The 25,199-nt window shown below is 72.0% G+C and carries 27 protein-coding genes; 18 read left to right on the plus strand and 9 right to left on the minus strand.

Features of this window, described 5'->3' with window-relative positions; all coding sequences use genetic code 11:
• Positions 1–46: 46 nt before the first annotated feature.
• Complete coding sequence (locus H7827_RS09335; RefSeq protein ID WP_432744103.1) at positions 47–904, minus strand: anti-sigma factor family protein; 858 nt, start codon at positions 902–904, stop codon at positions 47–49.
• The gene (gene sigE / locus H7827_RS09340; protein WP_386537314.1) at positions 901–1,680 is read right to left on the minus strand and encodes an RNA polymerase sigma factor SigE; all 780 of its coding nucleotides are present in this window, start codon (positions 1,678–1,680) and stop codon (positions 901–903) included. The genes H7827_RS09335 and sigE overlap by 4 nt, the downstream gene beginning before the upstream one ends.
• 161 nt (positions 1,681–1,841) lie before the next feature.
• On the opposite strand from sigE, the gene H7827_RS09345 reads away from it, so the two are divergent.
• Entirely contained in the window at positions 1,842–2,492 is a 651-nt protein-coding gene (locus H7827_RS09345; protein ID WP_078635784.1) for an O-methyltransferase, read from the plus strand.
• Between the two features lie 105 nt (positions 2,493–2,597).
• Here H7827_RS09345 and H7827_RS09350 read toward each other — a convergent pair whose 3' ends face one another.
• Positions 2,598–2,765 carry a DUF3117 domain-containing protein gene (locus tag H7827_RS09350; protein WP_019434894.1) on the minus strand — a complete coding sequence of 56 codons (168 nt, stop codon included), beginning with the start codon at positions 2,763–2,765 and terminating at the stop codon, positions 2,598–2,600.
• A gap of 201 nt (positions 2,766–2,966) precedes the next feature.
• Between H7827_RS09350 and H7827_RS09355 the strand changes: the two genes are divergently transcribed.
• Positions 2,967–3,761: an enoyl-CoA hydratase/isomerase family protein gene (locus tag H7827_RS09355; protein ID WP_432744106.1), complete on the plus strand. Its 795-nt coding sequence runs from the start codon at positions 2,967–2,969 to the stop codon at positions 3,759–3,761.
• A gap of 11 nt (positions 3,762–3,772) precedes the next feature.
• Here H7827_RS09355 and H7827_RS09360 read toward each other — a convergent pair whose 3' ends face one another.
• On the minus strand, positions 3,773–4,132 hold the full coding sequence (locus H7827_RS09360) for a DivIVA domain-containing protein (protein WP_030737353.1): 360 nt from the start codon (positions 4,130–4,132) through the stop codon (positions 3,773–3,775).
• A gap of 116 nt (positions 4,133–4,248) precedes the next feature.
• Between H7827_RS09360 and folP the strand changes: the two genes are divergently transcribed.
• Positions 4,249–5,109, plus strand: a complete 861-nt coding sequence (folP, locus tag H7827_RS09365) for a dihydropteroate synthase (RefSeq protein WP_432744108.1) — start codon at positions 4,249–4,251, stop codon at positions 5,107–5,109.
• Between the two features lie 22 nt (positions 5,110–5,131).
• Here folP and H7827_RS09370 read toward each other — a convergent pair whose 3' ends face one another.
• Together H7827_RS09370 and dapE are read right to left on the minus strand one after the other, a co-directional pair.
• Positions 5,132–5,884, minus strand: a complete 753-nt coding sequence (locus tag H7827_RS09370) for a TIGR00730 family Rossman fold protein (protein WP_030737357.1) — start codon at positions 5,882–5,884, stop codon at positions 5,132–5,134.
• Between the two features lie 108 nt (positions 5,885–5,992).
• Positions 5,993–7,072 (minus strand): succinyl-diaminopimelate desuccinylase, encoded by a 1,080-nt coding sequence (gene dapE / locus H7827_RS09375; protein ID WP_386537329.1) that lies wholly within the window; start codon positions 7,070–7,072, stop codon positions 5,993–5,995.
• Between the two features lie 51 nt (positions 7,073–7,123).
• Between dapE and H7827_RS09380 the strand changes: the two genes are divergently transcribed.
• The 5 genes from H7827_RS09380 to H7827_RS09400 all read left to right on the plus strand — a co-directional run bounded on the left by H7827_RS09380 (position 7,124) and on the right by H7827_RS09400 (position 11,927).
• On the plus strand, positions 7,124–8,125 hold the full coding sequence (locus H7827_RS09380) for a hypothetical protein (protein WP_432744110.1): 1,002 nt from the start codon (positions 7,124–7,126) through the stop codon (positions 8,123–8,125).
• Positions 8,126–8,214: 89 nt separating this feature from the next.
• Positions 8,215–8,760 (plus strand): TetR/AcrR family transcriptional regulator, encoded by a 546-nt coding sequence (locus H7827_RS09385; protein WP_432744112.1) that lies wholly within the window; start codon positions 8,215–8,217, stop codon positions 8,758–8,760.
• 104 nt (positions 8,761–8,864) lie between these two features.
• Positions 8,865–10,430, plus strand: coding sequence for an MFS transporter (locus tag H7827_RS09390; RefSeq protein WP_432747963.1), 1,566 nt, complete (start codon positions 8,865–8,867; stop codon positions 10,428–10,430).
• The gene (locus H7827_RS09395; RefSeq protein WP_030737374.1) at positions 10,427–11,374 is read left to right on the plus strand and encodes a M56 family metallopeptidase; all 948 of its coding nucleotides are present in this window, start codon (positions 10,427–10,429) and stop codon (positions 11,372–11,374) included. Before H7827_RS09390 ends, H7827_RS09395 begins: the two co-directional genes overlap by 4 nt.
• Before the next feature lie 145 nt (positions 11,375–11,519).
• A complete protein-coding gene (locus tag H7827_RS09400) occupies positions 11,520–11,927 on the plus strand; it encodes a hypothetical protein (RefSeq protein ID WP_019434884.1) in 408 nt (135 codons plus the stop codon).
• Between the two features lie 64 nt (positions 11,928–11,991).
• On the opposite strand, the gene H7827_RS09405 is transcribed toward H7827_RS09400, so the two are convergent.
• From H7827_RS09405 to fdxA, 3 genes are all read right to left on the minus strand, one after another.
• The gene (locus H7827_RS09405; protein ID WP_432744115.1) at positions 11,992–12,312 is read right to left on the minus strand and encodes a hypothetical protein; all 321 of its coding nucleotides are present in this window, start codon (positions 12,310–12,312) and stop codon (positions 11,992–11,994) included.
• A gap of 267 nt (positions 12,313–12,579) precedes the next feature.
• Positions 12,580–13,677 (minus strand): succinyldiaminopimelate transaminase, encoded by a 1,098-nt coding sequence (gene dapC, locus H7827_RS09410; RefSeq protein ID WP_432744117.1) that lies wholly within the window; start codon positions 13,675–13,677, stop codon positions 12,580–12,582.
• A gap of 107 nt (positions 13,678–13,784) precedes the next feature.
• Positions 13,785–14,111, minus strand: coding sequence for a ferredoxin (fdxA, locus tag H7827_RS09415; RefSeq protein WP_143647393.1), 327 nt, complete (start codon positions 14,109–14,111; stop codon positions 13,785–13,787).
• 129 nt (positions 14,112–14,240) lie between these two features.
• On the opposite strand from fdxA, the gene H7827_RS09420 reads away from it, so the two are divergent.
• The 10 genes from H7827_RS09420 to H7827_RS09465 all read left to right on the plus strand — a co-directional run bounded on the left by H7827_RS09420 (position 14,241) and on the right by H7827_RS09465 (position 25,078).
• Positions 14,241–15,209: a GNAT family N-acetyltransferase gene (locus H7827_RS09420; RefSeq protein WP_432744119.1), complete on the plus strand. Its 969-nt coding sequence runs from the start codon at positions 14,241–14,243 to the stop codon at positions 15,207–15,209.
• A gap of 367 nt (positions 15,210–15,576) precedes the next feature.
• Entirely contained in the window at positions 15,577–16,560 is a 984-nt protein-coding gene (locus H7827_RS09425) for an ABC transporter permease (protein WP_234389709.1), read from the plus strand.
• A 23-nt stretch (positions 16,561–16,583) separates the two neighbouring features.
• Positions 16,584–18,401, plus strand: coding sequence for an ABC transporter substrate-binding protein (locus tag H7827_RS09430; RefSeq protein WP_432744122.1), 1,818 nt, complete (start codon positions 16,584–16,586; stop codon positions 18,399–18,401).
• Between the two features lie 105 nt (positions 18,402–18,506).
• Positions 18,507–19,484: an ABC transporter permease gene (locus tag H7827_RS09435; protein WP_030737391.1), complete on the plus strand. Its 978-nt coding sequence runs from the start codon at positions 18,507–18,509 to the stop codon at positions 19,482–19,484.
• Positions 19,485–19,500: 16 nt separating this feature from the next.
• A complete protein-coding gene (locus tag H7827_RS09440; protein WP_432744124.1) occupies positions 19,501–20,529 on the plus strand; it encodes an ABC transporter ATP-binding protein in 1,029 nt (342 codons plus the stop codon).
• Complete coding sequence (locus H7827_RS09445) at positions 20,526–21,611, plus strand: ABC transporter ATP-binding protein (protein WP_432744126.1); 1,086 nt, start codon at positions 20,526–20,528, stop codon at positions 21,609–21,611. Before H7827_RS09440 ends, H7827_RS09445 begins: the two co-directional genes overlap by 4 nt.
• Before the next feature lie 162 nt (positions 21,612–21,773).
• On the plus strand, positions 21,774–21,968 hold the full coding sequence (locus H7827_RS09450) for a hypothetical protein (RefSeq protein ID WP_026047610.1): 195 nt from the start codon (positions 21,774–21,776) through the stop codon (positions 21,966–21,968).
• The gene (gene mshB, locus H7827_RS09455) at positions 21,965–22,846 is read left to right on the plus strand and encodes an N-acetyl-1-D-myo-inositol-2-amino-2-deoxy-alpha-D-glucopyranoside deacetylase (protein WP_432747965.1); all 882 of its coding nucleotides are present in this window, start codon (positions 21,965–21,967) and stop codon (positions 22,844–22,846) included. Before H7827_RS09450 ends, mshB begins: the two co-directional genes overlap by 4 nt.
• Positions 22,843–23,217, plus strand: coding sequence for a DUF6113 family protein (locus tag H7827_RS09460; protein ID WP_200364708.1), 375 nt, complete (start codon positions 22,843–22,845; stop codon positions 23,215–23,217). The genes mshB and H7827_RS09460 overlap by 4 nt, the downstream gene beginning before the upstream one ends.
• Before the next feature lie 232 nt (positions 23,218–23,449).
• Positions 23,450–25,078, plus strand: coding sequence for a hypothetical protein (locus H7827_RS09465; RefSeq protein WP_386537362.1), 1,629 nt, complete (start codon positions 23,450–23,452; stop codon positions 25,076–25,078).
• Positions 25,079–25,199 lie beyond the last annotated feature (121 nt).

Raw genomic sequence — 25,199 nt, forward strand, 5'->3', positions numbered from 1 at the left:
ACCGCCAAGTTCCGGCAATGGATTCAACCAGGTCCGTCCGGCGGATTCAGCGCGGGCTCACTGCTCCGAGCGCGGTGGTCGGTGAAGGTCCTGGGGAGGCGGCGAGCGGCCAGACGATCGGTTCGGTGTTCCACAACGGTATGGGGTACTGCTGGCCGCTCAGGGCGACCGGCCCCAGCGCGCCCGACAGCCCCGGGCCCGGTGCTCCCACCGTGCGGGAGCCGGGGGCCTCCACCGTCTGCTCGGTGTCCCCCTCCGCCACCCGGCCGGAGGTGCGGGCGGTGGCCATGGCCGCGGTCGTACCGGCGGAGGACGGATGGGCCGTGCCCGGGGAGCCCGCCGTGGGCGGGGTGCCGAGACCGGCGCTGCTGACAGCACCCGCGATGGCGAGGGCCGCCACCGAGACCGCTCCCGCCGCCGCGAAGACGAAACGGTGGCCCGAGGACGGCCGGCTGTCGCGCGCCGTCGCACGGGCGGCGCGGGCCGGCTGGTGGATGCGGAAGCCCCGGTCGGGACCGAGCCCCGATCTGCTGAGCAGCGATTCGCCGTCCGCTCCCCCGGGCAGCGCGGAACCGCGGCCCAGGCCGAAGGGCCCGGGCCGCGGTCCTGCCGAAGCACCGGGCGGGCCCGGCGGCGCGGACCCCGTACCCGCCACGCCCGCGGCGGGCAGGCCCTGGAGCCGTGCCAGCAGCCCGGAGGACAGGGTGGGCAGCGGGCTCTCGGCGAACACGCTCTTGAGCCGGCGCTGCGCGTCGGCCTCCGCCTTGCAGTCGGCACAGGTGGCCAGGTGCGCGAGCACCCGGTCCCGGCTGTCGTGGGACAGCTCTCCGTCGATCAGCGCGGCCAGGCTCTCCCCGAGATGGCGATCCGCCTGGCCCGCGCCCGGTTCCGGCGCGACGCTCACTCCGCCGCACCCCCGGTGGCCAGCGCGGGCTCCGGCTCGGGCGCCCGTACCGCCTTGCCACGCGGCGAACGGTGCTTGAGCGCCTTGCGCAGATGCGAACGCCCCCGGTGGATACGGCTGCGGACCGTCCCGAGCTTCACGCCCAGCGTGGTGGCGATCTCCTCGTAGCTGAGACCCTCGATGTCGCACAGCACCACCGCGGCCCGGAAGTCCGGGGCCAGCGTGTCGAGCGCCTGCTGGACGTCCGCGTCGAAGTGGGTGTCGTGGAAGTGCTGCTGCGGGGTGGGCTCACGGCTGGGCAGCCGCTCGGCGGCGTCGTCGCCCAGCGCGTCGAAGCGGATCCGCTGCTTGCGGCGGACCATGTCCAGGAAGAGGTTCGTGGTGATCCGGTGCAGCCACCCCTCGAACGTGCCGGGGGTGTACGTGGAGAGCGAACGGAATACCCGTACGAAGACCTCCTGGGTGAGGTCCTCCGCGTCGTGCTGGTTACCGGTGAGCCGGTAGGCGAGCCGGTAGACGCGGGCACTGTGGGTACTGACGATCTCGTCCCAGCTGGGCGGGGCCCAGGTCTGGCCGTCGGGCCCCGCACTGAAGGTCGCGGTGGCGGCGGGGGCGCCGTCAGCGGATCCGGTGTCGGCGTGAGCTCCGTCAACGATGTCAGTCACAGAATTCGGCCCGCCGGAAGAGCGCCGGAAGCGTTTGAGCACTCCCCTGCCCTCAGACGCGGCCGCACCTCCCCTGTCGGCTCTGGTGGTGTCCAGTGGAGTGCCTACCATAGCCACCTCGCCCGTTAACTCCGGATAAGTATTTATGACCGGCTTTCGGCCACACGTCCGCCGAACCCCTGCGAGAGATCAAACGTCCGGACCGCCGATCCGGTTCCCGCCCGGAGTCGCTACAGTCAAAGCGCGCGAAAGACGGGGGACAGGAGAAGGCCATTACCGGCAACCGGCTGACGAGCTGGGCGTTCGCTGAGGCGTACGGGTCTCCGGACGCCGAGAGCCCCGAGGGGACCGCTCTGCGCTGGGCCCACGACCGGTCGGTAGAGGGCGGAGTACGGCCCGTTTCCCCGGGCGCGGGCGACACCCTGCGGCTGCTCGCCGCGGCCTGCGGGGCCCGCGCGGTGGTGGAGATCGGCACCGGCACCGGGGTCTCCGGCATCCATCTTCTCCAGGGGATGCGCCCGGACGGCGTGCTGACCACCGTGGACATCGAGCCCGAGCGGCTCCAGTTCGCGCGCCAGGCCTTCCGTACGGCCGGGTTCGCCGCGAACCGGGCACGCTTCATCCCCGGGCACGCCCTGGATGTGCTGCCGCGGCTCACCGACGGCGGCTACGACCTGGTGTTCTGCGACGCGGACCGGCTCGAGTACCTCGCCTACCTCGCAGAATCGTTGCGGCTCCTGCGCCCCGGGGGGCTGGTCTGCTTCGCGGGGGTCTTCGCCGGCGGCCGGACCGTCGGCTCGGGGCCGCAGCCCACCGAGGTCCTCAAGCTGCGCGAGCTGCTGCGCGCGGTGCGGGAGAGCGAGGAGCTCATGCCCGCGCTGCTGCCGGCCGGTGACGGCCTGCTGTGCGCCGCCCGCAGATGACCCCCCTGCGGCGGATCACGCACAGCGCGTGAACAACGACGCTGCCCCGGACCGTCACCGGCCGGGGCAGCGCCAAAAGATGTACAGCACGTGGTGCTCGCCGGCTCAGCCGGTCACCTTCTTCAGCTCCTCATCGAGAGCGACCGCTTCGTCCGGGGTCAGCTCGACAACGAGCCGGCCGCCGCCTTCGAGCGGGACGCGCATGATGATGCCCCGCCCCTCCTTGGTCACCTCGAGCGGGCCATCGCCCGTCCGCGGCTTCATGGCCGCCATGCTCGTTCCCCTTCCTGAAACCGCTACATCGCAGCCGACAACCCGAGCGTCACCGGCATCGAACACATTGCTTCTCGGCCATTATCCCGCATCGAGTGACCCTCTGACCAACATCGGAGGATCTCCCTTCGACAACGCATACTCACATATCCCCCCAATTCGGCAGTGGGGGCCGGGGATCGCGTCCCTATGCTGTGCAACATGGCCGACACTGTGCTCTACCACGTCACCGAGAGTCTCGCGACCATTACGCTGAACCGTCCCGAGGCGATGAACGCCCTGGATCTCGTCACCAAGGAGGCCCTGCGCGACGCCCTGCGCACGGCCGCCGCGGAACCCGCCGTACGGGCGGTTCTGCTCACCGGGAACGGCCGCGCGTTCTGCGTGGGACAGGATCTGAAGGAACACATCGGGATTCTGCGGAACACCGGACCCGACGCGCCCCCCATGAATACCGTCACCGAGCATTACAACCCCATCACCGAAGCCATCACGGACATGCCCAAACCCGTGCTGGCCGCGGTGAACGGCGTGGCGGCCGGCGCCGGATTCGGATTCGCGCTCGCCGCCGACTACCGGCTGGTCGCCGAGAGCGCCTCCTTCAACACGTCCTTCGCCCAGGTCGGACTCGGCGCCGACTCCGGTCTCTCCTGGACCCTGCCGCGCTTCGTGGGCCCGGGCCGGGCCGCCGATCTGCTGCTCTTCCCGCGTTCCATCGACGCGGCGGAGGCGCTGCGCCTGGGCATCGCCCAACGCGTGGTGCCCGACGCCGAATTCGCGGACGAGGCCCGGAAACTGGCCCACCGGCTCGCCGAGGGCCCCACCCTCGCCTACGCCGCGATCAAGTCGGCGCTGGCGCACGGCGCCACCCACGCCCTGCCGCAGTCGCTGGCCCGCGAGGCCGAGTTGCAGCAGCGCGCCGGGGCGTCCGCCGATCACCGCGCCGCCGTGGCCGCCTTCGTCGCCAAGGAACGGCCCCGCTTCCGGGGCGAGTGACCGCGCGGCCCTCAGGCCCCCGGCTCCGCCTCGGCGCCGGCCGGGGGCCGGCCGTCCTCGCGCACCCGCCCCAGCTCGTACTCCAGCGCCGCGATCCGCGCGTCCCGCTCGGCCAGTTCGGCCGCGAGCCGGTCCAGCACGTCGTCGGTCTCCGCCATCCGGTAGCCGCGCGCCGCCACCGGCAGCCGCACCGCCACCACGTCCGCCGCGCTCAGCGGCCGGTCCACCGGCAGCGGATCGTCCGCCCGGTCCGGCTGCGCCTCCGGCAGCCCACCCGTCACCGGACCGCCCGAGCCGTCCCCACTGCCCAGCACCGCCAGCGCGACCGCCGCGACGACCGCCACCATGGCCGCCATCAGAAACCAGAACACCGCGCCCGACCGCCTCTCACTTGGGGGTACCGATCGTGCCATGCCCCACCCGGGACAGGCGCCAGGTAGGTTCATGACGGAGTGGAACCGCCGCTCATGGGAGGGCTGACCCGACAATGCTGCGCCTGGGGAACCGAGAGTTCGCCGCCGACGAGCCGGTGATCATGGCGATCGTGAACCGTACGCCCGACTCCTTCTACGACCGGGGCGCCACCTTCGGCGACGGCCCCGCGCTGGAGCGGGTCGGCCGGGCGGTGGCCGAGGGCGCGGCGATCATCGACATCGGCGGGGTCAAGGCGGGCCCGGGCCAGGAGGTGGACGCGGCGGAGGAGATCCTGCGCACGGCCGGCTTCGTCGCCGAGGTGCGCCGCCGCCACCCGGACATCGTGATCAGCGTGGACACCTGGCGGCACGAGGTGGGCGAGGCGGTGTGCGCGGAGGGCGCCGACCTGCTCAACGACGCCTGGGGCGGAGTCGATCCGAAGCTGGCCGAGGTAGCCGCCCGGCACGGGGTGGGCCTGGTGTGCACCCACGCGGGCGGCGCCCGGCCGCGTACCCGCCCGCACCGGGTCACCTACGACGACGTGATGGCGGACATCCTGCGCACCACGGTGGGCCTGGCGGAGCGGGCGGTGGGGCTGGGGGTGCGGCGGGACGCCGTGCTCATCGACCCGGGGCACGACTTCGGGAAGTCCACCCGGCATTCGCTGGAGGCGACCCGGCGGCTGGAGGAGATGACGGCCACCGGATGGCCGGTGCTGGTGTCGCTGTCCAACAAGGACTTCGTGGGCGAGACGCTGGACCGGCCGGTCAAGGAGCGGCTGATCGGGACGCTGGCCACCACGGCGGTGTCCGCCTGGCTGGGGGCCCGCGTCTACCGGGTTCACGAAGTCGCCGAGACCCGGCAGGTGCTGGAGATGGTGGCCTCGATCGCCGGCCACCGGCCCCCGGCGGTCGCCCGCCGCGGGCTGGCGTAGCCGGTGCGCGGCGCCGTGGCCGCTACGGCTTGGTGACCAGGGCGATCGCCTCGTCCTCGTCGTCCGTGACGTGGAAGAGGTCGAGGTCCTTCTCGGACGCCTTGCCACCGGCGATCATGGTGTGCCGCAGCCAGTCGGCGAGACCCTGCCAGTAGTCGCGGCCCACCAGCACGATGGGGAAGCGGGTCACCTTCTGGGTCTGGACGAGGGTGAGCGCCTCGAACAGCTCATCCATCGTGCCCATGCCGCCGGGCAGCACCAGGAAGCCCTGGGCGTACTTCACGAACATCGTCTTGCGGACGAAGAAGTAGCGGAAGTTGACGCCGATGTTCACGTACTCGTTGAGCCCCTGCTCGAAGGGCAGTTCGATGCCGAGGCCGACGGAGACCCCGCCGTGCTCGGCGGCACCCTTGTTGGCGGCCTCCATCGCGCCGGGGCCGCCGCCGGTGACCACCGCGAAGCCGGCCTCGGCGAGCCCGCGCCCGATGCGCACCCCGGCCTCGTACTCGGGCGAGCCGGGTGGCGTCCTGGCCGATCCGAAGACGCTGACGGCGGGGCCGAGTTCGGCCAGCGCGCCGAAGCCCTCGACGAACTCGGACTGGATGCGCAGCACCCGCCACGGGTCGCCGTGCACCCAGTCGGAGGGGCCACGGGTGTCCAGCAGCCGCTGGTCGGCCGTCCCGGGCACCACCTGTTCGCGGCGGCGCACCACCGGGCCCAGGCGCTGCTCACGGCGGCCGTCGATGGCCGGCCGGGACTCCGGGCTGCTGCTCATGCGTTGCTCCTTACGACGATCCGTACTCCTCACTCAGCGTACGGTGGCAAAAGTGAAGCGCTGATGAAAGGGCGCGGGACAGTGCATTACCTCGGCTGTCACCTGCCGTTACGCGCCGAGCCAGGCGCGCAGCCGCTCCTCGCAGCGGGTGATCAGGGCGGTGTCCACCCGTTCGTCGCGGCGGTGCGCCAGGCTGGCCTCGCCGGGGCCGTAGTTGACCGCGGGGATGCCGAGTGCGCTGAACCGGGAGACGTCCGTCCAGCCGAACTTGGGCCGGGCCTCGCCTCCGACGGCCGCCATGAACGCCCGGGCGGCCGGGTGGGAGAGTCCGGGCAGGGCGCCGGGGGCGTGGTCGGTGACCTCGATGTCCAGGGCGCCGCAGTCGGCGAAGACCTCGCGGACGTGGGCGATGGCCTGGTCCTCGCTGCGGTCGGGGGCGTAGCGGTAGTTCACGGTGACGACGCAGGCGTCGGGGATGACGTTGCCGGCGACGCCGCCCTCGATGCCGACGGCGTTGAGGCCCTCGTGGTACTCCAGGCCGTCGATGACCGGGCGGCGCGGCTCGTAGGCGGCGAGGGCGGCCAGCACGGGGGCGGCGGCGTGGATGGCGTTGGAGCCCATCCAGGAGCGGGCGGAGTGGGCGCGCACGCCGGGCAGCGTCACCTGGACGCGCAGGGTGCCCTGGCAGCCGCCCTCGACCTCACCGGTGGAGGGCTCCAGCAGGACGGCGAAGTCGGCGGCCAGCCACTCGGGGTGGACGGCGGCGAGGTGCCGCAGACCGTTGCGCTCGGACTCGACCTCCTCGTTGTCGTAGAAGACGAAGGTGAGATCGCGGTTGGGCGCGGGCACGGTGGCGGCGATGCGCAGCTGGACGGCGACGCCGGCCTTCATGTCGGTGGTGCCGCAGCCCCACAGCAGCCCCTCCTCGTCCAGCCGGGAGGGCAGGTTGCCGGCGATCGGCACGGTGTCGAGGTGGCCGGCGAGCAGGACGCGTTCGGCGCGGCCGGCGTCGGTGCGGGCGACGACGTTGTTGCCGTAGCGGTCCACCCGCAGGTGCGGCAGTGCGCGCAGGGCGCTTTCGACGGCGTCGGCCAGGGACTTCTCCGAACCGCTCACCGAGGGGATGTCCACGAGCTGGGCGGTGAGAGCGGGGGCGTCGAGAGCGAGATCAAGTGCGGGTGGTTCCATGCGGACGAGGGTACCGGTGGGTGATCCGGCGGTGACGAGACCCGTTACCGTATGCGCGTGCCCGAACCCACCGCTTCTTCCCGACGTCGCAGGCTGGTCCGCGGCGGGTCCGCCGTCCTGGTTCTGTCGGCCGTGGCCGGCTATGGCGTGATCCAGTTCACGTCCTCGCCCGGCCCGGCCCAGCCCCCGCACTGCACGGTGGCGGGCGAGGGGGAGACCGCCTCGTTCACCATGCGCCCGCAGCAGGCCGCGAACGCCGCCACGATCCAGGCCGTCGGCACCGCACGCGGATTGCCGGAGCGGGCGATCACGATAGCGATCGCGACCGCGATGCAGGAGTCCAGTCTCTACAACATCGACTACGGGGACCGGGATTCGGTGGGTCTGTTCCAGCAGCGCCCCAGCCAGGGCTGGGGCACGGTGGAGGAGATCATGGATCCGGTGTACTCGGCCGGGCAGTTCTACGACCACCTGGTCGAGATCCCGGACTATCTGACGAAGCCGCTGACCGTCGCCGCGCAGGAGGTGCAGCGCAGCGCCTTCCCCGACGAGTACGCGAAGCACGAGCCGCGGGCGGCGCTGCTGGCCGCCGCGTTCACCGGCCGTTCGCCGGCCGCGCTGAACTGCACGGTGGGCGAGGAGGGGGTGTCCCCCTTCCCGCCCGTGGAGGTGGGCGACCGGATCCGGGCGGAGTTCGGCGATCAGGTGCCGGTCGACGGGGACGGCGCGCTGGTGACGGTGGGCCTCGCCCCGGTGGAGAACACGCAGCGCGGCTGGGAGCTGGCGCACTGGTCGGTGGCGCATGCGGCCGAGCTGGGGATCGAGCGGATCGAGCTGGGCAACCGGGTGTGGGAGGCCAAGCGGTCCACGGAGGGCTGGCGGGAGGCCGAGGAGCGTTCCGACGCGGCCCTGGAGGGGGCCGGGGGCGCCCGTACCGGCGACGAGCTGGTGCTGAGCATTCTGCCCGGTCCGCCCGCGGGGGACGGGACGCCGGAGACCTCGGGGGCCCCGGGGTCCGGGGCGGAGACATCGGAGACGTCGGAGACGGAATGACCGGGTGACGGCCGGGCCCCGCCGGGGTCCGGCCGTCGCCGTCCCGCACGCCTGCGTAACTTTACCTTCCGGATGGTAAAGTTATGAGCATGCGACCCAGCTCCCGCCATCTGATCCTGGACGCCGCCATCCGCGTCACCGAGCGCGACGGCATCACGGGCCTGACCCTGGACGCCGCCGCCCGCGAGGCCGGGGTGACCAAGGCCGGCCTGATGTACCACTTCCCCAGCCGCGAAGAACTGCTGATCGCCATCCAGAAACACCTGATCACGCAGTGGGAGGAACGGCTGGCGGACACCCTCGGCAAACCGCAGGCACAGGCGACCACCCGGGAGACCACCGTCGCCTACACCATCGAGGGCGCGGCCCACACCGCCAGCAAGGCCGACCTGACCTTCATGCTCGAATCCGTGGCCCAGCCCGCGCTCTCCCAGCTGTGGGACGAACTCATGCACCGCTGGGCGCCGCTGCCCGAGCACGTGGAGGACCCGGCGGACCTCGATCTGCTGCTGGCCCGGATGGCGTCCGACGGCATGTGGCTGTACGAGGCCACCACCGGCGCCGCGCTGCCCGCCCCCCTCAAGGCGGCCCTGGTGCGGCGGATCACCGAGCTGAGCGATCCCGCCGCCGGCTGACCGCCGCCCGGCCCCGGGCCGCCCCGCCCCGCCCCCACCCCGACCCCGACCCCGACCCCCGTGAACGACAGGAGAACGACGTGCACAGCGCCAGGCGCTGGTGGATGCTGGTGACCGTATCGGCGGGACTGCTGCTGATCGCGGTGGACATGACCGTCCTGTACACCGCTCTGCCGACGCTGACCGAAGAACTGTCGGCCGATGCCTCCCAGAAGCTGTGGATCATCAACGCCTACCCCCTGGTGATGGCCGGCCTGCTGCTGGGGGCCGGCACACTGGGCGACCGCATCGGCCACAAGCGGATGTTCCTGATCGGCCTGGTCCTGTTCGGCACGGCCTCCGTCCTGGCCGCCTTCGCGCCCAACGCCGCGGTCCTGATCGGCGCCCGCGCCTTCCTGGCGGTCGGCGCCGCCGCGATGATGCCCGCCACCCTCTCCCTCATCCGCATCACCTTCGAGGACGAGCGCGAACGCGGCATCGCCATCGGCGTGTGGGGCACCATGTCCGTCCTCGGCATGGCGCTCGGCCCGATCGTGGGCGGGCTGCTGCTGGAGCACTTCTGGTGGGGCTCGGTCTTCCTGATCAACGTCCCGGTGGTGCTGATCGCCCTGGTGGCGGCCACCTTCCTCGCCCCGGGCGGCTCCGGCAACCCCGACAAGCCCTGGGACCTGCTCGCCTCCACCCAGATCATGGTCGGCCTGATCGGCGTCGTGTACGCGATCAAGGAGATCACCAAGCCGGACCCGCAGCCCCTGCACGTCGTGCTCGCCCTGCTGGCCGCCGCCGCCGGCTTCCTGCTGTTCGTCCGCCGCCAGCGCGGCATGGCGCACCCGCTGATCGACTTCGCGCTGCTGCGCGACCCGCGCATCATGGCCGGCATCGCGGCGGCCGGTCTGGCGATGTTCGCGGACGCCGGGATCCAGCTGGTGCTCACCCAGCGCCTCCAGCTCGTCCTCGGCCTGACCCCACTGGAGGCCGGGATACTGGTGGCGGCCCTGGCCGTGGGCGCGCTGCCCGCCGGCATCATCGGCGGCGCCGTGCTGCACCGCGTCGGCACCCGCCCGCTGATCGCCGGCGGACTGCTCCTCACCGGCGCCGGTGCCCTGCTGACCCTTGCCCTGACCCCCGAGATGGTGCCGTTCCTGTCCCTGCACCCGGACCACTCGGCCTGGATCACGCCCGGCCTCGTGGTGGTGGGCGCCGGATCGGGTCTGGCGATGACCGCCGCCTCGGCCGCCATCATCGGCAACGCCCCCGCGCACCGGGCCGGTATGGCCGCCTCGGTCGAGGAAGTCTCCTACGAGCTGGGCTCGCTGTCCGGCGTCGCGATCCTGGGCAGCATGCTCAGCGCGCTGTACACCGCGACCGTACGGCTGCCCGCCGACGCCCCGGACTCCGCGCGGGAGGGCCTGGACCAGGCCATCGCCGCCGCCGGTGAACTCCCGGACGGCACAACGGCCGGCGCGCTGCTGTCGGCGGCCCACCGGGCTTTCGACCATGGCTATACGGCGACCCTCCTCATCGCTACGGTGGTCCTGGTGGGCGGCGCCGCCCTCACCGCCCGGCTGCTGTCCCGGCCCGCCCCGACCCTCAGCACCACCGAGATACTCGACGGCGAACTCGCCGGAACGACCGGGCACCTGGTCACGAAGGGGGACCCCGCGGAGTGAGCCTCAGTCTCCTCCTGCTCACGGCCACCGCCCTGAGCGCCGCGGTGCTGCTGCCGCGCGCGCTGACCCGTGCCACCTGGCCGGGCCGGGAACCGGTGGTGGCCCTGTGGGTGTGGCAATGCCTGGTCGGCACCGTGCTGTTGTGCTGCCTGGCGGCGCTGCTGCTGGGCGCGGCGGCCGTGTTCGACACCGTACGGGCGCAGGTGTTCGCCCCCGCGCCCGAGGCCGTCACCGCCGCGTACGACCTGCACGAGGTCTCCACCTGGACGGCCGCCCTCACCCTGCTGCTGGCCTGCGGCGCGGCCTGGACCGCCGCCATGCTGGCCCGCGAGATCACCGACGCCTACCGGCTACGGGCGGTGCGCCGCGCCCGGCTGCGCGAGCGCGCCCCCGATCTCCCGGCCGAGCTGCTGCCCGCCGCGCCCGGTCCGCTGCTGGTGCTGGAGGACGAGTACCCGGACGCCTGGTGGCTGCCCGGCACCGGCCAGCTGGTGATCACCACGGGGGCGCTGCGGCGGCTCACCGGGCGGCGGCTCGACGCCGTGCTCGCCCATGAACGCGGTCACGCCAGGGCCCGGCACGACTGGCTGCTCCAGTTGTCCAGTGCCCTGGCGAGCGGCTTCCCGCGGGTTCCGCTGTTCGCGCACTTCTGCGAGCAGACCCACCGGCTGGTCGAACTCGCCGCCGACGACACCGCCTCACGCCGCTGCGGGCACCTCGATACGGCGCTGGCCCTGATCGAGCTGAACGAGCACCGGGGCGTCCTGTCCTGCGCCTCCAGCCGGCGGCAGCTCGGCGATCGGGTGGCACGGCTGCTCGAACCGCCCGTACGGCTGACCCCCGCACGACGTCGTACGGCCGCCACGGCGGCGGGCCTCGCGCCCTTACTGCCGCTGCTGATCACCTTCGGCCCGGGCCTGTTCGCCCTGGCCACGCTGCAATGACCCGCTGCTGAAGCGTTTTTGCGCCGAAATGATCATGCGACGCATTAACAATCCTTTACCTGGCGAGACCGCAACCTCCAAGCCCTTCCAAGCGATAGGCACGGCAACGCACCACAACGCACCACTTCTCGCCAGAAGGAGCATCATGTCCAACCCCCTCCAGCGCCGTGTGACCAAGGCCGCGATCGTCCTCGCGGCGGCCGCTCCCCTCGTCGGCGCCGCCGGCCAGGCCAGCGCCCTGGGGCTGCCCACCAACGGGGAACTGAACGGGATCACCAACCTGGACCCGGCCACCCTGGGCAACACGGTCGAGGGCGTCACCAAGACCGCGGGCGGGCTGACCGGCGAGGAGAACCGTACGCTCCCGGCCCTCGGCGAGACCGCCAACACCGCCATCCAGGGCACCGTCCCGGCCGCCCAGCAGGTCGTCGGCGAACTGGCCGCCGAGGTCGCCACCGAGGGCGCCGGCGCGCTCGGCAAGACCCTCACCTCCGCCGCCCCGGTCAACCCCACCTCCGCCACCCAGCTGCTCGGCGGCCTGCCCATCGGCTGATCCGGCTCCCGACGCACACCTGAGCCCCCGGGGTATCTCCCGCCCCGGGGGCTCACGGCTGTGCTCACAAGCCGGTACGGCCGCCGAGCGTCAGCTCGATCTCGCTGCCCGCCCGGCGGACCTCCCGGATCACCCAGGTACGGCCGTCGATCTCGGTGCCGGCGCCGGTGGTGTGCGCCTGGACGGTGAGCGCGGGGCCCAGCGGGTCACCGGTGTGCAGCTCCGCCTCGGTGACCACATCGTCGGAGAACCGCAGCATCAGGTCCAGCGGCCACGGGAGCGCCGCGAAGGCCCGGACGTCCGGGAGCCCCTGGACGCGGCAGCGCACGCCGGGGAAGAGGTGGGTGTGGCCGCACACGGCCAGGAAGGCATCCGGCTGGGACATGAGGGCTCCCCGGAAGGCGTGGTGACGGGCAGGCCCTGGGCAGTCTGGCGGCACCGGCACGCGCACGCGGTGTCCCACCGCCGCGCGGCTCCCTCCGTCACCCGGTCGGAGCCGCACCCACCGCACCGGGCGGACCACCGCGGTCCGCCCGGCGCCATCCGTCGGACGAACCTCAGGCCAAGCGCCGCACGGCCTGCGCCACCCTCCCCCAGCCTCCGGCCGGGGGGGACCCCCACCCCAGCCACCGGCCGGGGCGGACCAACACGGCTATCCCAGACGCCGCACTGCCTCCGCGACTCTCTCATCCGTTGCGGTGAAGGCGACCCGCACGAAGTGTTCGCCCGGCTCTCCGTAGAACGCGCCGGGGGCCACCAGGATCCCGTCCTCGGCCAGGCCCGCCACCGTCTCCCAGCACGGCTCGTCCCGCGTCGCCCACAGGTACAGCGACGCCTCGCTGTGCTCGATCCGGAAGCCGCGCCCCTCCAGCGCCGCCCGCAGCGCCGAGCGCCGCGCCGCGTACCGCTCCCGCTGGACGGCCACATGCGCGTCGTCCCCCAGCGCCACCGCCATGGCGGCCTGCACCGGGGCCGGCAGCATCATCCCGCCGTGCTTGCGGATCTGGAGCAGCTCGCCCAGCACCGTGGCGTCCCCGGCCAGGAACGCCGCCCGGTAGCCGGCCAGGTTGGAGCGCTTGGACAGCGAGTGCACCGCGATCAGCCCGTCCACCGGGCCGCCGCACACCGCCGGGTCGAGCACCGAGACCGGCTCGGCCTCCCAGCCCAGTTCCAGGTAGCACTCGTCGCTCAGCAGCAGTACCCCGTGCTCGCGCGCCCAGGCCACCGCGGCCCGCAGCTCGTCCACGCCCAGCACCCGGCCGCTCGGGTTCCCCGGGGAGTTCAGCCAGACCAGCTTCAGACCGGCCGGATCCAGCTCGGTGACGGACCCGGTGTAGGGCACCGGTTCGGCGCCGGCCAGCCGGGCGCCCACCTCGTAGGTGGGGTACGCGGGCTGCGGGTACGCCACCTTGTCGCCCGGGCCGAGCCCCAGCTGGGTCGGCAGCCAGGCCACCAGTTCCTTGGAGCCGACCACCGGCAGCACGTTGGCATGGTCCAGGCCGGCCGCCTTCGTCCGGCGGGCCAGCCAGCCGAGGATGGCCTCGCGCAGCGCCGTGGTACCCCACACCGTGGGGTAGCCGGGGCTGTTGGCGGCGGCCGTCAGCGCCTCCCGGACCAGCTCCGGCACCGGGTCCACCGGGGTGCCGACCGACAGGTCGACGATGCCGCCGGGGTGTGCGGCGGCGGTGGCCTTGTACGGCTCCAGGCTGTCCCAGGGGAAGGCGGGCAGCCGGGCGAAGAGGGACGGCACGGGGGTGGCTCACTTTCTGGGGGGAACGCGACGGTCCCGCACGGCTGGTGCTGCCGCGCGGGACCGGACGTCAGGTGTACGAGTTGTACGACGGCTCGTTCACCGTCTCACTCGTCGTGCTCCTGCGGGGGCAGCGCGGCGATGATGGGGTGGTCGCGCTCGATGAGCCCCAGCTTGCTGGCGCCACCGGGCGAACCCAGCTCGTCGAAGAACTCCACGTTGGCCTTGTAGAAGTCCTTCCACTCCTCCGGGGTGTCGTCCTCGTAGAAGATCGCCTCGACGGGGCACACCGGCTCGCAGGCACCGCAGTCGACGCACTCATCCGGGTGGATGTACAAGGAGCGCTGGCCCTCGTAAATGCAGTCGACCGGGCATTCCTCGATGCATGCCTTGTCCTTCAGGTCGACACACGGCTGCGCGATGACGTAGGTCACGCTGTCAGTCCTCCTCGGTAAGGGGCGGCAATCAGCCGCTGGGCGCGCGGGAGCGCGGCGTCGTCGATGCTCACCCTCTAGTATCGCGGGTCGAACGGACAAGAAGTAATCCGAGGGGCGGACAAGACGGTGGAGTTCACCATGGGCGGACGCCTGGAGGTCCACATCACCCCGGATGACGTGGGGAAACGCGTCTCTGTTCGGACGATCGCCACCCAGGGTGAGGGATCGGCCCGGTTCACCGACACCGTGGGAGTACTGACGTCCTGGGCCGGAGGCGTGCTGAGCATCACACGGCGGAACGGGGAGATGATCCGGCACGAAGAGGCCACCGTGGTGGCCGGAAAGACCGTCCCCGCCGCCCCGGCGCGCCGCCGGGGCACTCCTGCGGCGGGTGTCGCGGAGCTGGTCGGCGTCGCCGGGCGCGGCTGGCCGGGGGTGGAGACGGAGCGGGTCGGGGACTGGCGGCTGAACGCCGCGGCCGGGTGGACGGCGCGCGCGAACTCGGCGTACCGGGTTGGCCCCGGGGCGCCGGAGGTGGACCGGATCCGGGAGTGGTACGCGGCGCGCGGGCTGCCCGCCCGGCTCCAGGTGACGACGGGCGCGGGCGACAGCGATGAACTGCTGGACGCCGCGCTGGAGCGGGCCGGCTGGCGGGCGGAGAAGTTCGCCCTGCTGCGGGTGGCTCCGCTGGCCCCGCTGGCGGACCGGGAGCCGGATGCCCGCGTCCAGGTGCACCGGGAGCTGTCCGGCACCTGGCTGGCGGGCTATCCCCGGCACCGGGAGGCCCCGGACACGGTGCGGGAGGTGCTGACCGGCGGCCCCTCGGTGTGGTTCGCCACGGTGCCGGGGGCCGCGGTGGCGCGGTGCGTGGTGGACGGCCGCTGGGCCGGGTTCGCGGCGGTGGAGGTGGGCGCCGCCCACCGGCGGCGGGGGCTGGCGACGGCACTGATGGCCGAGCTGGCCCGGACGGCGCTGGCGGAGGGTGCGAGCGCGGCGTATCTCCAGGTGGAGACCGGTAACAGCGCGGCCCGCGCGGTGTATGACCGGCTCGGCTTCACGGATCACCACCACTACCACTACCGCACGGCGCCCTGAGGGGCGACGGCCGCGAGACGGTCCCGCGCGCGGTGGGCGCGGGCACCCGGGGCGGCACGGTCGTCAACGCCGCGCCGCCCCGGGCTACGGCACCCGCACGGCCGTACCGCCACAGTCTGGGGCGTCCGCATATCGGTGCCGGGTCCGGCAGGTTGCTGACGTGTTAAGCCAACGGTAGCTATTTTTCGGCACATTTCCGGAAGAGGAAAGTGCAGTCAAGGGGGCCGCCCCACCCATCCGCATAAAGATGATCCCCCGAATTATCATCATAGGTTTATACCATTGCTTTCTCTTGACGAGCCCATGCCGACCTTGCGACAGTCCCGCTCTACACGCGTATTGATTCCGGGCGGGGGGAAGTCATGTGATGGCGGGTCAGTCGAAGGCTGCCGTTGCCGCTGCCGAATCCGAGCTGACCGGGCGCTCCCCGGGACAGCTGATGTGGCGCCGTTTCCGCCGCGACAAGGTCGGGGTCACCGCCGCCTGTGTCGTCCTGCTCTTCTTCGCGATCGGGCTGCTGGCACCGGTCATCTCCTGGCTGTACGGCAAGGACCCGTACACCCGTTACGGCCAGATCGATCCGACCCTGCTCAATGAGTACGGCTATCCGGTCAAGCCCAATGGCGGTATCGACGGCGAGTTCTGGTTCGGACTCGAACCCCTCATGGGCCGCGACGTTCTCACCCAGCTCGTGTACGGCATCCGCACCTCGCTGTTCATCGCGCTGGCCGTCACCGTCCTGGCCACCGTCACCGCGATCGTGCTGGGCATCGCCGCCGGATATCTCGGCGGCAAGTGGGACTACGCCATCAGCCGGCTCATCGATCTGCTGATGGCCTTTCCCAACCAGCTGTTCTTCGTCGCCTTCCTCCCCATCGTCACCAGCCTGTTCGTCGACCCGCGGCAGGAAACCCCCACCTACATACGGGTGGTGTCGGTCGTCGTGGTGCTGTGGATCCTCGGCTGGATGACCCTCGCCCGCATTCTGCGCGGGGCCACCCTCTCCCTGCGCGACCGGGAGTTCGTGGAGGCCGCCAAGGTCTCCGGCGCCTCCCCCTGGCGCATCATCCGCAAGGAACTGCTGCCCAACGTGGTCTCCCCGACCCTGGTGCAGACGACCTACATGCTGCCCAGCTTCGTCACCACCGCCGCCGCGCTCTCCTACCTCGGGGTCGGGATGACCGAACCCACCCCCGACTGGGGCCGGATGTTCGCCACCGGCGCCCGGGTCTACAAGAGCGACATCACCTACATGTTCTTCCCCGGCATCGCGATGGTGATCTTCGTGGTCGCCTTCAACCTGCTCGGGGACTCCGTCCGGGACGCCTTCGACCCGAAGTCCGACCGCTGACCCAGTGAGGTGCGACCACAGCCATGACCATCTCGACGCGACGCAGATCCATAACCGGGCGGGGCACCGTGGCCGCCTCCCTCGCCCTGGCCGGTGCCCTGGTCCTCAGCGCGTGCAGCAGCGGCGGCGGGGGCGGCGCGGACAACGGGGACGGCGGCAAGGACCCCGGCCCCGAGACCCTCCAGACCATCGAGTTCGCCGACGCGGCCGGCTCGACGGGACCGGCCGAGGAAGTACCGGGCGCGCAGCCCGGCGGCACCATCCGGGTCCTCCAGGAGACCTCCCCCGACCACCTCGACCCGGCGCAGGTCTACGTCGCGCACGAGATGACCATCGCCCGGCTGCTGCACCGCGGCCTGACCACCACCCGGCTGCACAACGACGGCACGTACGCGGTGGTCGGCGACCTCGCCACCGACGCGGGCACCGTCGCCGACGAGGGCCGCACCTGGACATACACCCTCAAGGACGACATCTACTTCAACGACGGCAGCCCGATCACCTCTGCCGACATCCGGCACACCTTCGAGCGCCAGTTCGCGGACTTCATCACGCAGGGCCCGACGTTCATCCAGTCCTGGCTGGCCGACGCCGAGGGCGCCGGCTACCGCGAGCTGCTGCCCGGCGGCCCGTACGAGGGCGACCACCTGCCGGACACCGTGCTGGAGACCCCGGACGAGAAGACCATCGTCTTCCACTTCGCCCAGCCGCAGAACGACCTGCCGTACGCGCTGACCCAGCCCGGCTACTTCGCCGTCTCGCTGGAGGGCGACACCCAGGAGCGGTACGACCAGGACCCGCTGACCTCCGGCCCGTACCAGATCGAGGACTTCCGCCCCGGGCGCTCCATGACGCTCACCCGCAACGAGCACTGGGTGCCGGAGACGGACGCCGCGCGCAACGCCTACCCGGACCGGTACGAGATCACCTTCGGCCACAGCCAGGACGACTCCACCGGCCGCCTCGTCGCGGACAACGGCGACAACCAGTACGCCATCAGCTTCAACAACGGCATCGACGCCGGATCGGCCGAGGTCGTCCAGGACCCGGCCGTCCAGGAGCGGCTGGTCAGCGGCTACCAGGTGTTCGTGGCCTCCCTCGTCATCAACCAGGAGACGGTGCCCGACAAGCGCGTCCGCGAGGCCATCGCCCACGCCGTGCCGCTCAACGGGGTGCTCAACGCGTACGGCGGCGCCATCGGCGGCGACTACGCGGGCGGCTTCATCTCCCCGCTGCTGCCCGGCTACGAGGAGGGCTACGACCCGTACGGCAAGCTCGCCCTGCCGCAGGGCGACACCGAGCGGGCCAGGGAACTGCTGGAGGAGGCCGACGCGGTCGGCTACGAGCTGAACTACCTGCACCACGTGGCCCCCGAGGACCAGCAGGCGGCGGTGGCCATCGCCGACGCCCTGGAGACGGCCGGCTTCGAGGTCAACCGCAGCGAGGTCCCCACCGAGCAGTACTACGACACCATCGGGCAGGTCGACAACGGCTACGACATCTACCGCAGCAACTGGGGCCATGACTGGCTGTCGGCCGCCACGGTGATCCCGGCGCAGTACGACGGCCGCACCATCCAGGACGGCGCGTCCAACTACAGCCACATCAACCAGGACTACATCAACGAGGAGATCGACCGGATCCTGCTGCTGTCGGACGCCGAGGAGGCGGCCACCGCCTGGTTCGCGCTCCAGCAGCGGATTCTGGAGGAGGACCTGCCGGGCGTCCCGCTCTTCTACTACAAGCAGAACATCCTGCACGGGTCGCGGATCGGCGGCGCGGTCTTCAACAACGACTTCAGCACCGTCGACATGCACCGCCTGTTCGTCGTCCAGGACTGACCCGCGACGCGATCGGCCGCCGGCGGCCGGGGCGCCCACCCACCCGGGGTGCGCGCCTCCGGTCGCCGGCCCCGGCGCCGGCTGTCACCGAAAGCTGCCTACCAGATGCTCCGATTCCTCTTCCGGCGCTCGCTGGGTGCCGTCGCCATCCTGCTGATCATCAGCGCCGTCACCTTCTTCCTCTTCTACGCGATCCCCCGCAACCCCGCGCTGCTCGCCTGCGGCAAGGTCTGCACCCCCGACCAGCTGGCCATCGTGGAGCGGAACCTGGGCATCGACCAGCCCGTCCCCGTGCAGTACTGGGAGTACATGGTCGGCATCTTCGCCGGCCGTGACTTCGCCGCCGGGCCCTGCCCCGCGCCCTGTCTCGGCTTCTCCTTCGCCGACAACCGCCCGGTCCTGGACACCATCCTGGACCGGCTGCCCACCACCGTCTCGCTCACCCTCGGCGGCGCGGTCGTCTTCCTGGTGCTGGGCCTGGGCCTGGGCATGCTGGCCGCCTGGCGGCGCGGCACGCTGCTGGACAAGGTGATGAGCTCCACCTCGCTGGTGCTCTCCTCGATGCAGATCTACTTCCTGGGCCCGCTCGCCCTGGCGCTGTTCGTCTACCAGACGCAGCTTCTGCCGCAGCCCCAGTACGTGCCCCTCACCGAGGACCCGCTGGGCTGGCTGAAGGGGCTGCTGCTGCCCTGGCTGGTGCTGTCCACCATCTTCACCGCGAACTACACCCGCATGGCGCGGGCCACCCTCATCGAACAGCTCCAGGAGGAACACGTGCGCACCGCGCGGGCCAAGGGCATGTCCCGGCCCACCGTGTTCTTCCGGTACGCCTGGCGCGGCTCGCTGATCCCCATCGTCACGATCATCGGCGTGGACATGGGCTCGCTGTTCGGCGGGGCGATGGTCACCGAGTACACGTTCGCGCTCCCGGGCCTGGGCCGGCTCGCCGTCGATTCGGTCACCAAGTCCAACCTCCCCATGCTGATGGGGGTGATGCTGTTCGCCGCCCTCATGATCGTCGTCTTCAACATCATCGTCGACGCCGCCTACGCCCTCATCGACCCGCGCGTGCGGCTGTCCTAGGAGCCGGGAGCCATCCGTGAGCTATCTGTCGGTACGCGATCTGCGCGTGCACTTCGGCACCGAGGACGGCGTGGTCAAGGCCGTGGACGGGCTCTCCTTCGAGCTGGAGCGCGGCCGGACGCTGGGCATCGTCGGTGAATCGGGGTCCGGCAAGTCGGTCGCCAACCAGGCGATCCTGGGGCTGCACAACCCGCGCACCGCCACCATCGGCGGCGAGATCGAGCTGGACGGACAGGAGCTGACCGGCGCCGGGGAACGGCAGTTGCAGCGGCTGCGCGGCAACAGGGCCGCGATGATCTTCCAGGACCCGCTCACCGCGCTCTCCCCCTACTACACGATCGGCCGGCAGATCGCCGAGCCGTTCCGCAAGCACCGGGGCGCCGGCAAGCGCGAGGCGCGCGAGCGGGCCATCGAGATGCTCGGCAAGGTCGGCATCCCGCACCCGCGGAAGCGGGTGGACGACTATCCGCACCAGTTCTCCGGCGGCATGCGGCAGCGCGCGATGATCGCGATGGCGCTGGTGTGCGACCCCGATCTGCTGATCGCCGACGAGCCGACCACCGCGCTGGACGTCACCGTCCAGGCGCAGATCCTGGATCTGCTGCTCGACCTCCAGCAGGAGTTCGGCTCCGCGATCATCCTGATCACCCACGACCTGGGGGTGGTCTCGCAGGTCAGCGACGATGTCCTGGTGATGTACGCGGGCCGGGCCGTGGAGCGCGGCACCGTGCGGGAGGTCCTGCGGCGGCCCCAGCACCCGTACACCTGGGGGCTGCTGGGCTCCATGCCGCGCCTCGGCGGCGACACCGAGCAGGAGTTGCTGCCGATCCCCGGCTCCCCACCCTCCCTGCTCAGCCCCCCGGACGGCTGCCCGTTCGCGCCGCGCTGCGCCCACCGCGACGCGGTGACGCCCGCCGACCGCTGCACGGGCGAGCGGCCCGCGCTGCCGCCCGGGCGCGGGGCGGCCTGCCACCTGGACGACGGGCAGCGGCGCACGCTGTTCGACGCACGCGTACGACCCCGCCTGGAAGGACAGAGCCGATGAGCGCGGAAACCGGCGCCCCCCTGATGACCGTCGAGGGGCTGACCAAGCACTTCCCGGTCAAGGGCGGCTTCCCCTTCCGCCGCACCGTGGGTGCGGTCCGGGCGGTGGACGGCCTCGACTTCACCGTGCACGCGGGCGAGAGTTTCGGCCTGGTCGGCGAGTCGGGCTGCGGCAAGTCCACCACCGGGCGGCTGCTGGCGCGGCTGCTGGACCCGACGGCGGGCACCATCACCTACCGGGGCCGCGACATCACCTCGGCCGGGCGGCGCGCGATGGCGCCGGTGCGCTCCGAGATCCAGATGATCTTCCAGGACCCGTACTCCTCGCTGAACCCCCGGCAGACGGTGGGCACCATCATCGGCGGACCGATGGAGATCAACGGCCTCGTCCCTCCCGGGGGGCGGGAGGCACGGGTACGGGAGCTGCTGGAGACGGTCGGCCTGAACCCCGAGCACTACAACCGCTTCCCGCACGAGTTCTCCGGCGGGCAGCGGCAGCGCATCGGGGTGGCCCGGGCGCTGGCCCTGGAGCCGAAGCTGATCATCGCGGACGAGCCGGTCTCCGCCCTGGACGTGTCCATCCAGGCGCAGGTGGTGAATCTGCTGCGCCGGGTGCAGCGCGAGCTGGGCATCGCGTTCCTGTTCATCGCGCACGACCTGGCGGTGGTGCGGCACTTCTCGCAGCGGGTGGCGGTGATGTACCTGGGCCGGATCGTGGAGGTCGGTGACCGGGAGGCGATCTACGAGCGCCCACGCCATCCGTACACGCACGCCCTGCTGTCGGCCGTACCCGAGGTGGACCTGTCGGACGAGGAGCCGGCCGCCGCCGGAGCGGGCCCGGCCGGCCGGGGGCGGCGGGAGCGCATCCGGCTGGCGGGGGACGTCCCCTCCCCGGCCAGCCCGCCCTCGGGCTGCCGCTTCCGTACCCGCTGCTGGAAAGCGCGGGAGCGGTGTGCCGCCGAGGAGCCCCCGCTGGTGCGGATCGAGGGCAACGGGCCGGGCCATCTGACCGCCTGCCACTATCCGGAAGAGGGGTCCACCGTTGCCAGGGAGCACGACATCGTGATGCGCGAGCCATCGTGAGACGGGGGCGTGCGCCCCTCTTCTGCTCCTGTGCACCGCGTCATGCCGCCTGACTGATCGTTATGATCCGTTGCGCACGATGGGTAGGAATTCCTCTGGGCAACCCCGGCTCAGGGGCCGCTCCCCCTGCCCGGAACCGGTCACGACATGGAGGTGATCCCGGTGGCGCTCTCCGTCTCCGCAGTGCTGCTCTTCGCGATCATTGTCTTCTTGCTGATCAAGAAGGCAGGTCTCAAAGGCATCCACGCCCTGGTGTGTGTGCTGTTCGGCTTCTATCTCGCCAGCTCGAACATCGCACCGACCATCAATGATGTGACCTCCAGTGTGGCCGGGATGATCAGCAATCTCTCCTTCTGACCGGACTGTCGGCACGGCGTCGTAAGCTCAGGGGCATGAGTAGGTCCCTGCTGCTGGTGCACGCGCACCCCGACGACGAGTCGATCGGCAACGGCGTCACCATGGCGGCCGCCGCGGCCGCCGGTGTCCGGGTCACCGTGGTCACCTGCACCCTCGGCGAGGAGGGTGAGGTGATCCCGCCGGAGCTGGCGCACCTGGCCGCCGACCGCGACAACACCCTGGGCCCGTACCGCGAGCGGGAGCTGTCCGCCGCGATGCGGGCCCTCGGCGTGCGTGACCACCGGCTGCTGGGCGGCGCGGGCCGCTGGCGCGACTCGGGCATGATGGGCCTGGCGACGAACCGGGCACCCGGGGCGTTCTGGTCCGCCGCCCCCGACGAGCCGGCCCGGGAGCTGGCGCGGGTGATCACCGAGGTCCGCCCGGACGTGCTGATCACCTACGACCCGCAGGGCGGTTACGGGCACCCCGACCACATCCAGGCCCACCGGGTGGCCCTGCGCGGCGCGGAACTGGCCGCCGGGGAGCACCGGATCGGGCGGGTGCTGTACAACTGCCTTCCCGAGCGGGAGGCCGCCCGCCGGCTGGCCTCGCTCGGGGGCACCGCGAGGACGGCCGCCCTGGCGGATCTGCCCGGTGTGGTGCCCGAGGAGGCGGTGGCGATCACCGTGACCGGCACGGCCGACCAGCTGGCGGCCAAGCGGGCGGCGATGGCGGCCCACGCCACCCAGATCACCGTGGCTGCCGACGGCACCTCCTTCACCCTGTCGAACGATCTGGCCCAGCCGCTGTGGGAGACCGAGCACTACCTGCCGGCGGCGGGCGCCCCCGTACCCCCCGGCGCGACGGACGTCTTCGCCGGTCTGGAAGAGGCACCATGAAAATCGCGGCATACGCGGCGCTGGCCGTCCTCGGAGCGCTGGGCGGGATCGCCGGTTCGCTGATCCAGGCCGGCTGGTCACCGCTGGGCCTGTTGCTGTCACTCGCGGGAGCGGCGGCGTTGTTCTGGGGTGGCGCGCTGCTGACCCGTTCGCGCGCCGGGGCGGGGGCTCCGGCGGCCGGCTGGGTCCTGGCCGTGCTCGCCCTCACCGCGTCCCGTCCGCAAGGAGACTTCATCTTCGCGTCGGGGGCGACGAGTTACGTGTTCCTGCTGGGCGGTATGGTCCTGGCCGGAGTCTGTTGGGCACTCGCGCCGGCCGGCCGCCCGATGTTCTGGGTGCCGCCGGAACGACTGTCCGGTGGACGTTCATGAACCCCGGAGCACGGATGTGCCAATCCTGTGCTGAGGCCGTACGTTCGCGCCGACCCCAGTATGGTGGGGCTGCCGCCCGGCCCCGGCCAGTGAATCCGGGCCGGCCGGTGGAAGCCAACCGGGAGATCCTGCCTTGAGTCGTGAAACTGACAGTCCGTACCCCAGTCCCCGGGGGAACGACGGTACTCCGCCGGGTGCGGCGCAGCCGGAGGAGAAGAAGACCGAGACCACGATGACGACCCGGATCCGGATCAACATCCCCGGATCCCGGCCGATTCCGCCCGTCGTCGTGCGGGAGACGCTCGACGACGACGTGGCAGGGGACCAGAGCCCGGCATCGCCCGCGCCGGCACCGGGCCTGCCGGTCCGTCCCAAGCCCGCCTCCGGTGCCACCTCCAGCGGCCTGGGCGAGCAGGCTCCCTCGGCCGGCAAGAAGAAGACCAGCTCGTGGTTCGAGCCGCGCAAGGCGCCACCGGCGGAGGACGAGCAGACCGGCGCGCTCTCGCTGGGCGACACGACGTTCGACGCCCCGCCCGCCCCGCGCAAGCCGCTGGACGAGACCGGGAGCAACCCGTCCTGGTTCTCCGAGACCCCGGCGGAGGGCATGGGGCTGCCCCCGCGCCCGGTGGGCGCCTCCGCGCCCACCGGCCCCACCACGGGGCCGATGACCGGAGAGCTGACGCTTCCTCCCGGCGAACGGGATGAGCCGGGCGGCCCCACCCTGGACCTGGGGGGCCCGTTCCCGCCCCCGCCGCCCCCCGGGCACGGTGACACCGCCGCCATCCCCACGTTCTCCGAGCCCGCCTCCGGCCGGCCGGTGCCGCCCCCGGCGCTGGACTTCGACGAGATGGCGGAGCAGCCCAAGCCCGCCCCGGCGGCGGCCCCCGCGGCGCCGAAGAAGCGCAAGAGCAAGGTGGGCAAGCTCGGCAAGCTCGCCGCCGTCGCCGTCGTGCTGGTGGCGGTGGCCGCCTACGGCACCGGCCTGGTGCTCAACCAGGAGGACGTCCCCAAGGGCACCACCGTCCTGGGCCAGGACATCGGCGGCCGCAACACCCCCGAGGCCGTCGCCCTGCTGGACGCGGCGCTGGACGACGCCAACAACGCCCCGCTGCTGCTCCAGGTCGGCGACGAGGAGATGGAGCTCAAGCCGAGCGTGGCCGGTCTCTCGGTGGACACCGAGGCGACCGTGCGCGCGGCCGCCGAGCCGGACTACGCGCCGATGGCCGTCTTCGGCTCGCTGCTGGGCAGCGAGCGGGCGATGGACGCGGTCTTCTCCGTGGACCGGGAGAAGCTGACGGTGGCGCTGGAGGACCTGACGGCGGGCGTCGGTTCCGGCGCCCCGGTGGAGGGCTCCATCACCTTCAGCAGCGCGGGCGCCGAGGCCCGGCCGGGCACGCCGGGCGAGGGCATCAACGTGCAGGCCGCCGCCGACGCGGTGGAGTCGGCGTTCCGCACCCGCGCGGCGACCGGCGAGAACACCGTGATCACGCTGCCCACGACCACGGTGGAGCCGGAGATCACCGAGGAGGAAGTGGCCCGCGCGATGGCGGAGTTCGCCGAACCGGCGATGTCCGACATGGTCTACATCGAGGCGGGCGGCATCTCCCTCCCGATGAGCCCGGAGAACTCCATCCACCAGTTCCTGTCGATGCAGCCCTCCAACGGCTCGCTGGTGGACGTGTACGACCTGGAGGTCCTGGCGTCCCTCTACGGCTCCCAGTTCGACGGCGTCCTGGTGACGCGGGGCGACGGCAGCCAGACCCCGGTCGAACCGACGGACGTGGCGGGCGCCCTGCGCGACGCCCTGCGCGAGACGGACCCGGCCAAGCGCGTCGCGGTCATCGACCTCGGTACGGACTGACCTCCCCCTGCCTCCGCCGGAGGCAAAATGATGTCCCCGGCCGGGAAGCCTTTTCGGCCGGGGACATCATTTGCCCCCGAGCAACCCCCTGGTGATTTACCCTCCTCGCATACGGTTACGG

Source organism: Streptomyces sp. JH002 (genome assembly GCF_050916115.1).
Lineage (GTDB): Bacteria > Actinomycetota > Actinomycetes > Streptomycetales > Streptomycetaceae > Streptomyces > Streptomyces xiamenensis.

Bases quoted from the DNA above. Each gene is read 5' to 3' on its own strand.
- sigE (WP_386537314.1), bottom strand. From the start codon at position 1,680: ATGGTAGGCACTCCACTGGACACCACCAGAGCCGACAGGGGAGGTGCG.
- H7827_RS09350 (WP_019434894.1), bottom strand. From the start codon at position 2,765: ATGGCGGCCATGAAGCCGCGGACGGGCGATGGCCCGCTCGAGGTGACC.
- H7827_RS09355 (WP_432744106.1), top strand. From the start codon at position 2,967: ATGGCCGACACTGTGCTCTACCACGTCACCGAGAGTCTCGCGACCATT.
- folP (WP_432744108.1), top strand. From the start codon at position 4,249: ATGCTGCGCCTGGGGAACCGAGAGTTCGCCGCCGACGAGCCGGTGATC.
- H7827_RS09370 (WP_030737357.1), bottom strand. From the start codon at position 5,884: ATGAGCAGCAGCCCGGAGTCCCGGCCGGCCATCGACGGCCGCCGTGAG.
- dapE (WP_386537329.1), bottom strand. From the start codon at position 7,072: ATGGAACCACCCGCACTTGATCTCGCTCTCGACGCCCCCGCTCTCACC.
- H7827_RS09380 (WP_432744110.1), top strand. From the start codon at position 7,124: ATGCGCGTGCCCGAACCCACCGCTTCTTCCCGACGTCGCAGGCTGGTC.
- H7827_RS09385 (WP_432744112.1), top strand. From the start codon at position 8,215: ATGCGACCCAGCTCCCGCCATCTGATCCTGGACGCCGCCATCCGCGTC.
- H7827_RS09390 (WP_432747963.1), top strand. From the start codon at position 8,865: ATGCTGGTGACCGTATCGGCGGGACTGCTGCTGATCGCGGTGGACATG.
- H7827_RS09400 (WP_019434884.1), top strand. From the start codon at position 11,520: ATGTCCAACCCCCTCCAGCGCCGTGTGACCAAGGCCGCGATCGTCCTC.
- H7827_RS09405 (WP_432744115.1), bottom strand. From the start codon at position 12,312: ATGTCCCAGCCGGATGCCTTCCTGGCCGTGTGCGGCCACACCCACCTC.
- H7827_RS09425 (WP_234389709.1), top strand. From the start codon at position 15,577: ATGGCGGGTCAGTCGAAGGCTGCCGTTGCCGCTGCCGAATCCGAGCTG.
- H7827_RS09430 (WP_432744122.1), top strand. From the start codon at position 16,584: ATGACCATCTCGACGCGACGCAGATCCATAACCGGGCGGGGCACCGTG.
- H7827_RS09435 (WP_030737391.1), top strand. From the start codon at position 18,507: ATGCTCCGATTCCTCTTCCGGCGCTCGCTGGGTGCCGTCGCCATCCTG.
- H7827_RS09445 (WP_432744126.1), top strand. From the start codon at position 20,526: ATGAGCGCGGAAACCGGCGCCCCCCTGATGACCGTCGAGGGGCTGACC.
- H7827_RS09460 (WP_200364708.1), top strand. From the start codon at position 22,843: ATGAAAATCGCGGCATACGCGGCGCTGGCCGTCCTCGGAGCGCTGGGC.
- H7827_RS09465 (WP_386537362.1), top strand. From the start codon at position 23,450: ATGACGACCCGGATCCGGATCAACATCCCCGGATCCCGGCCGATTCCG.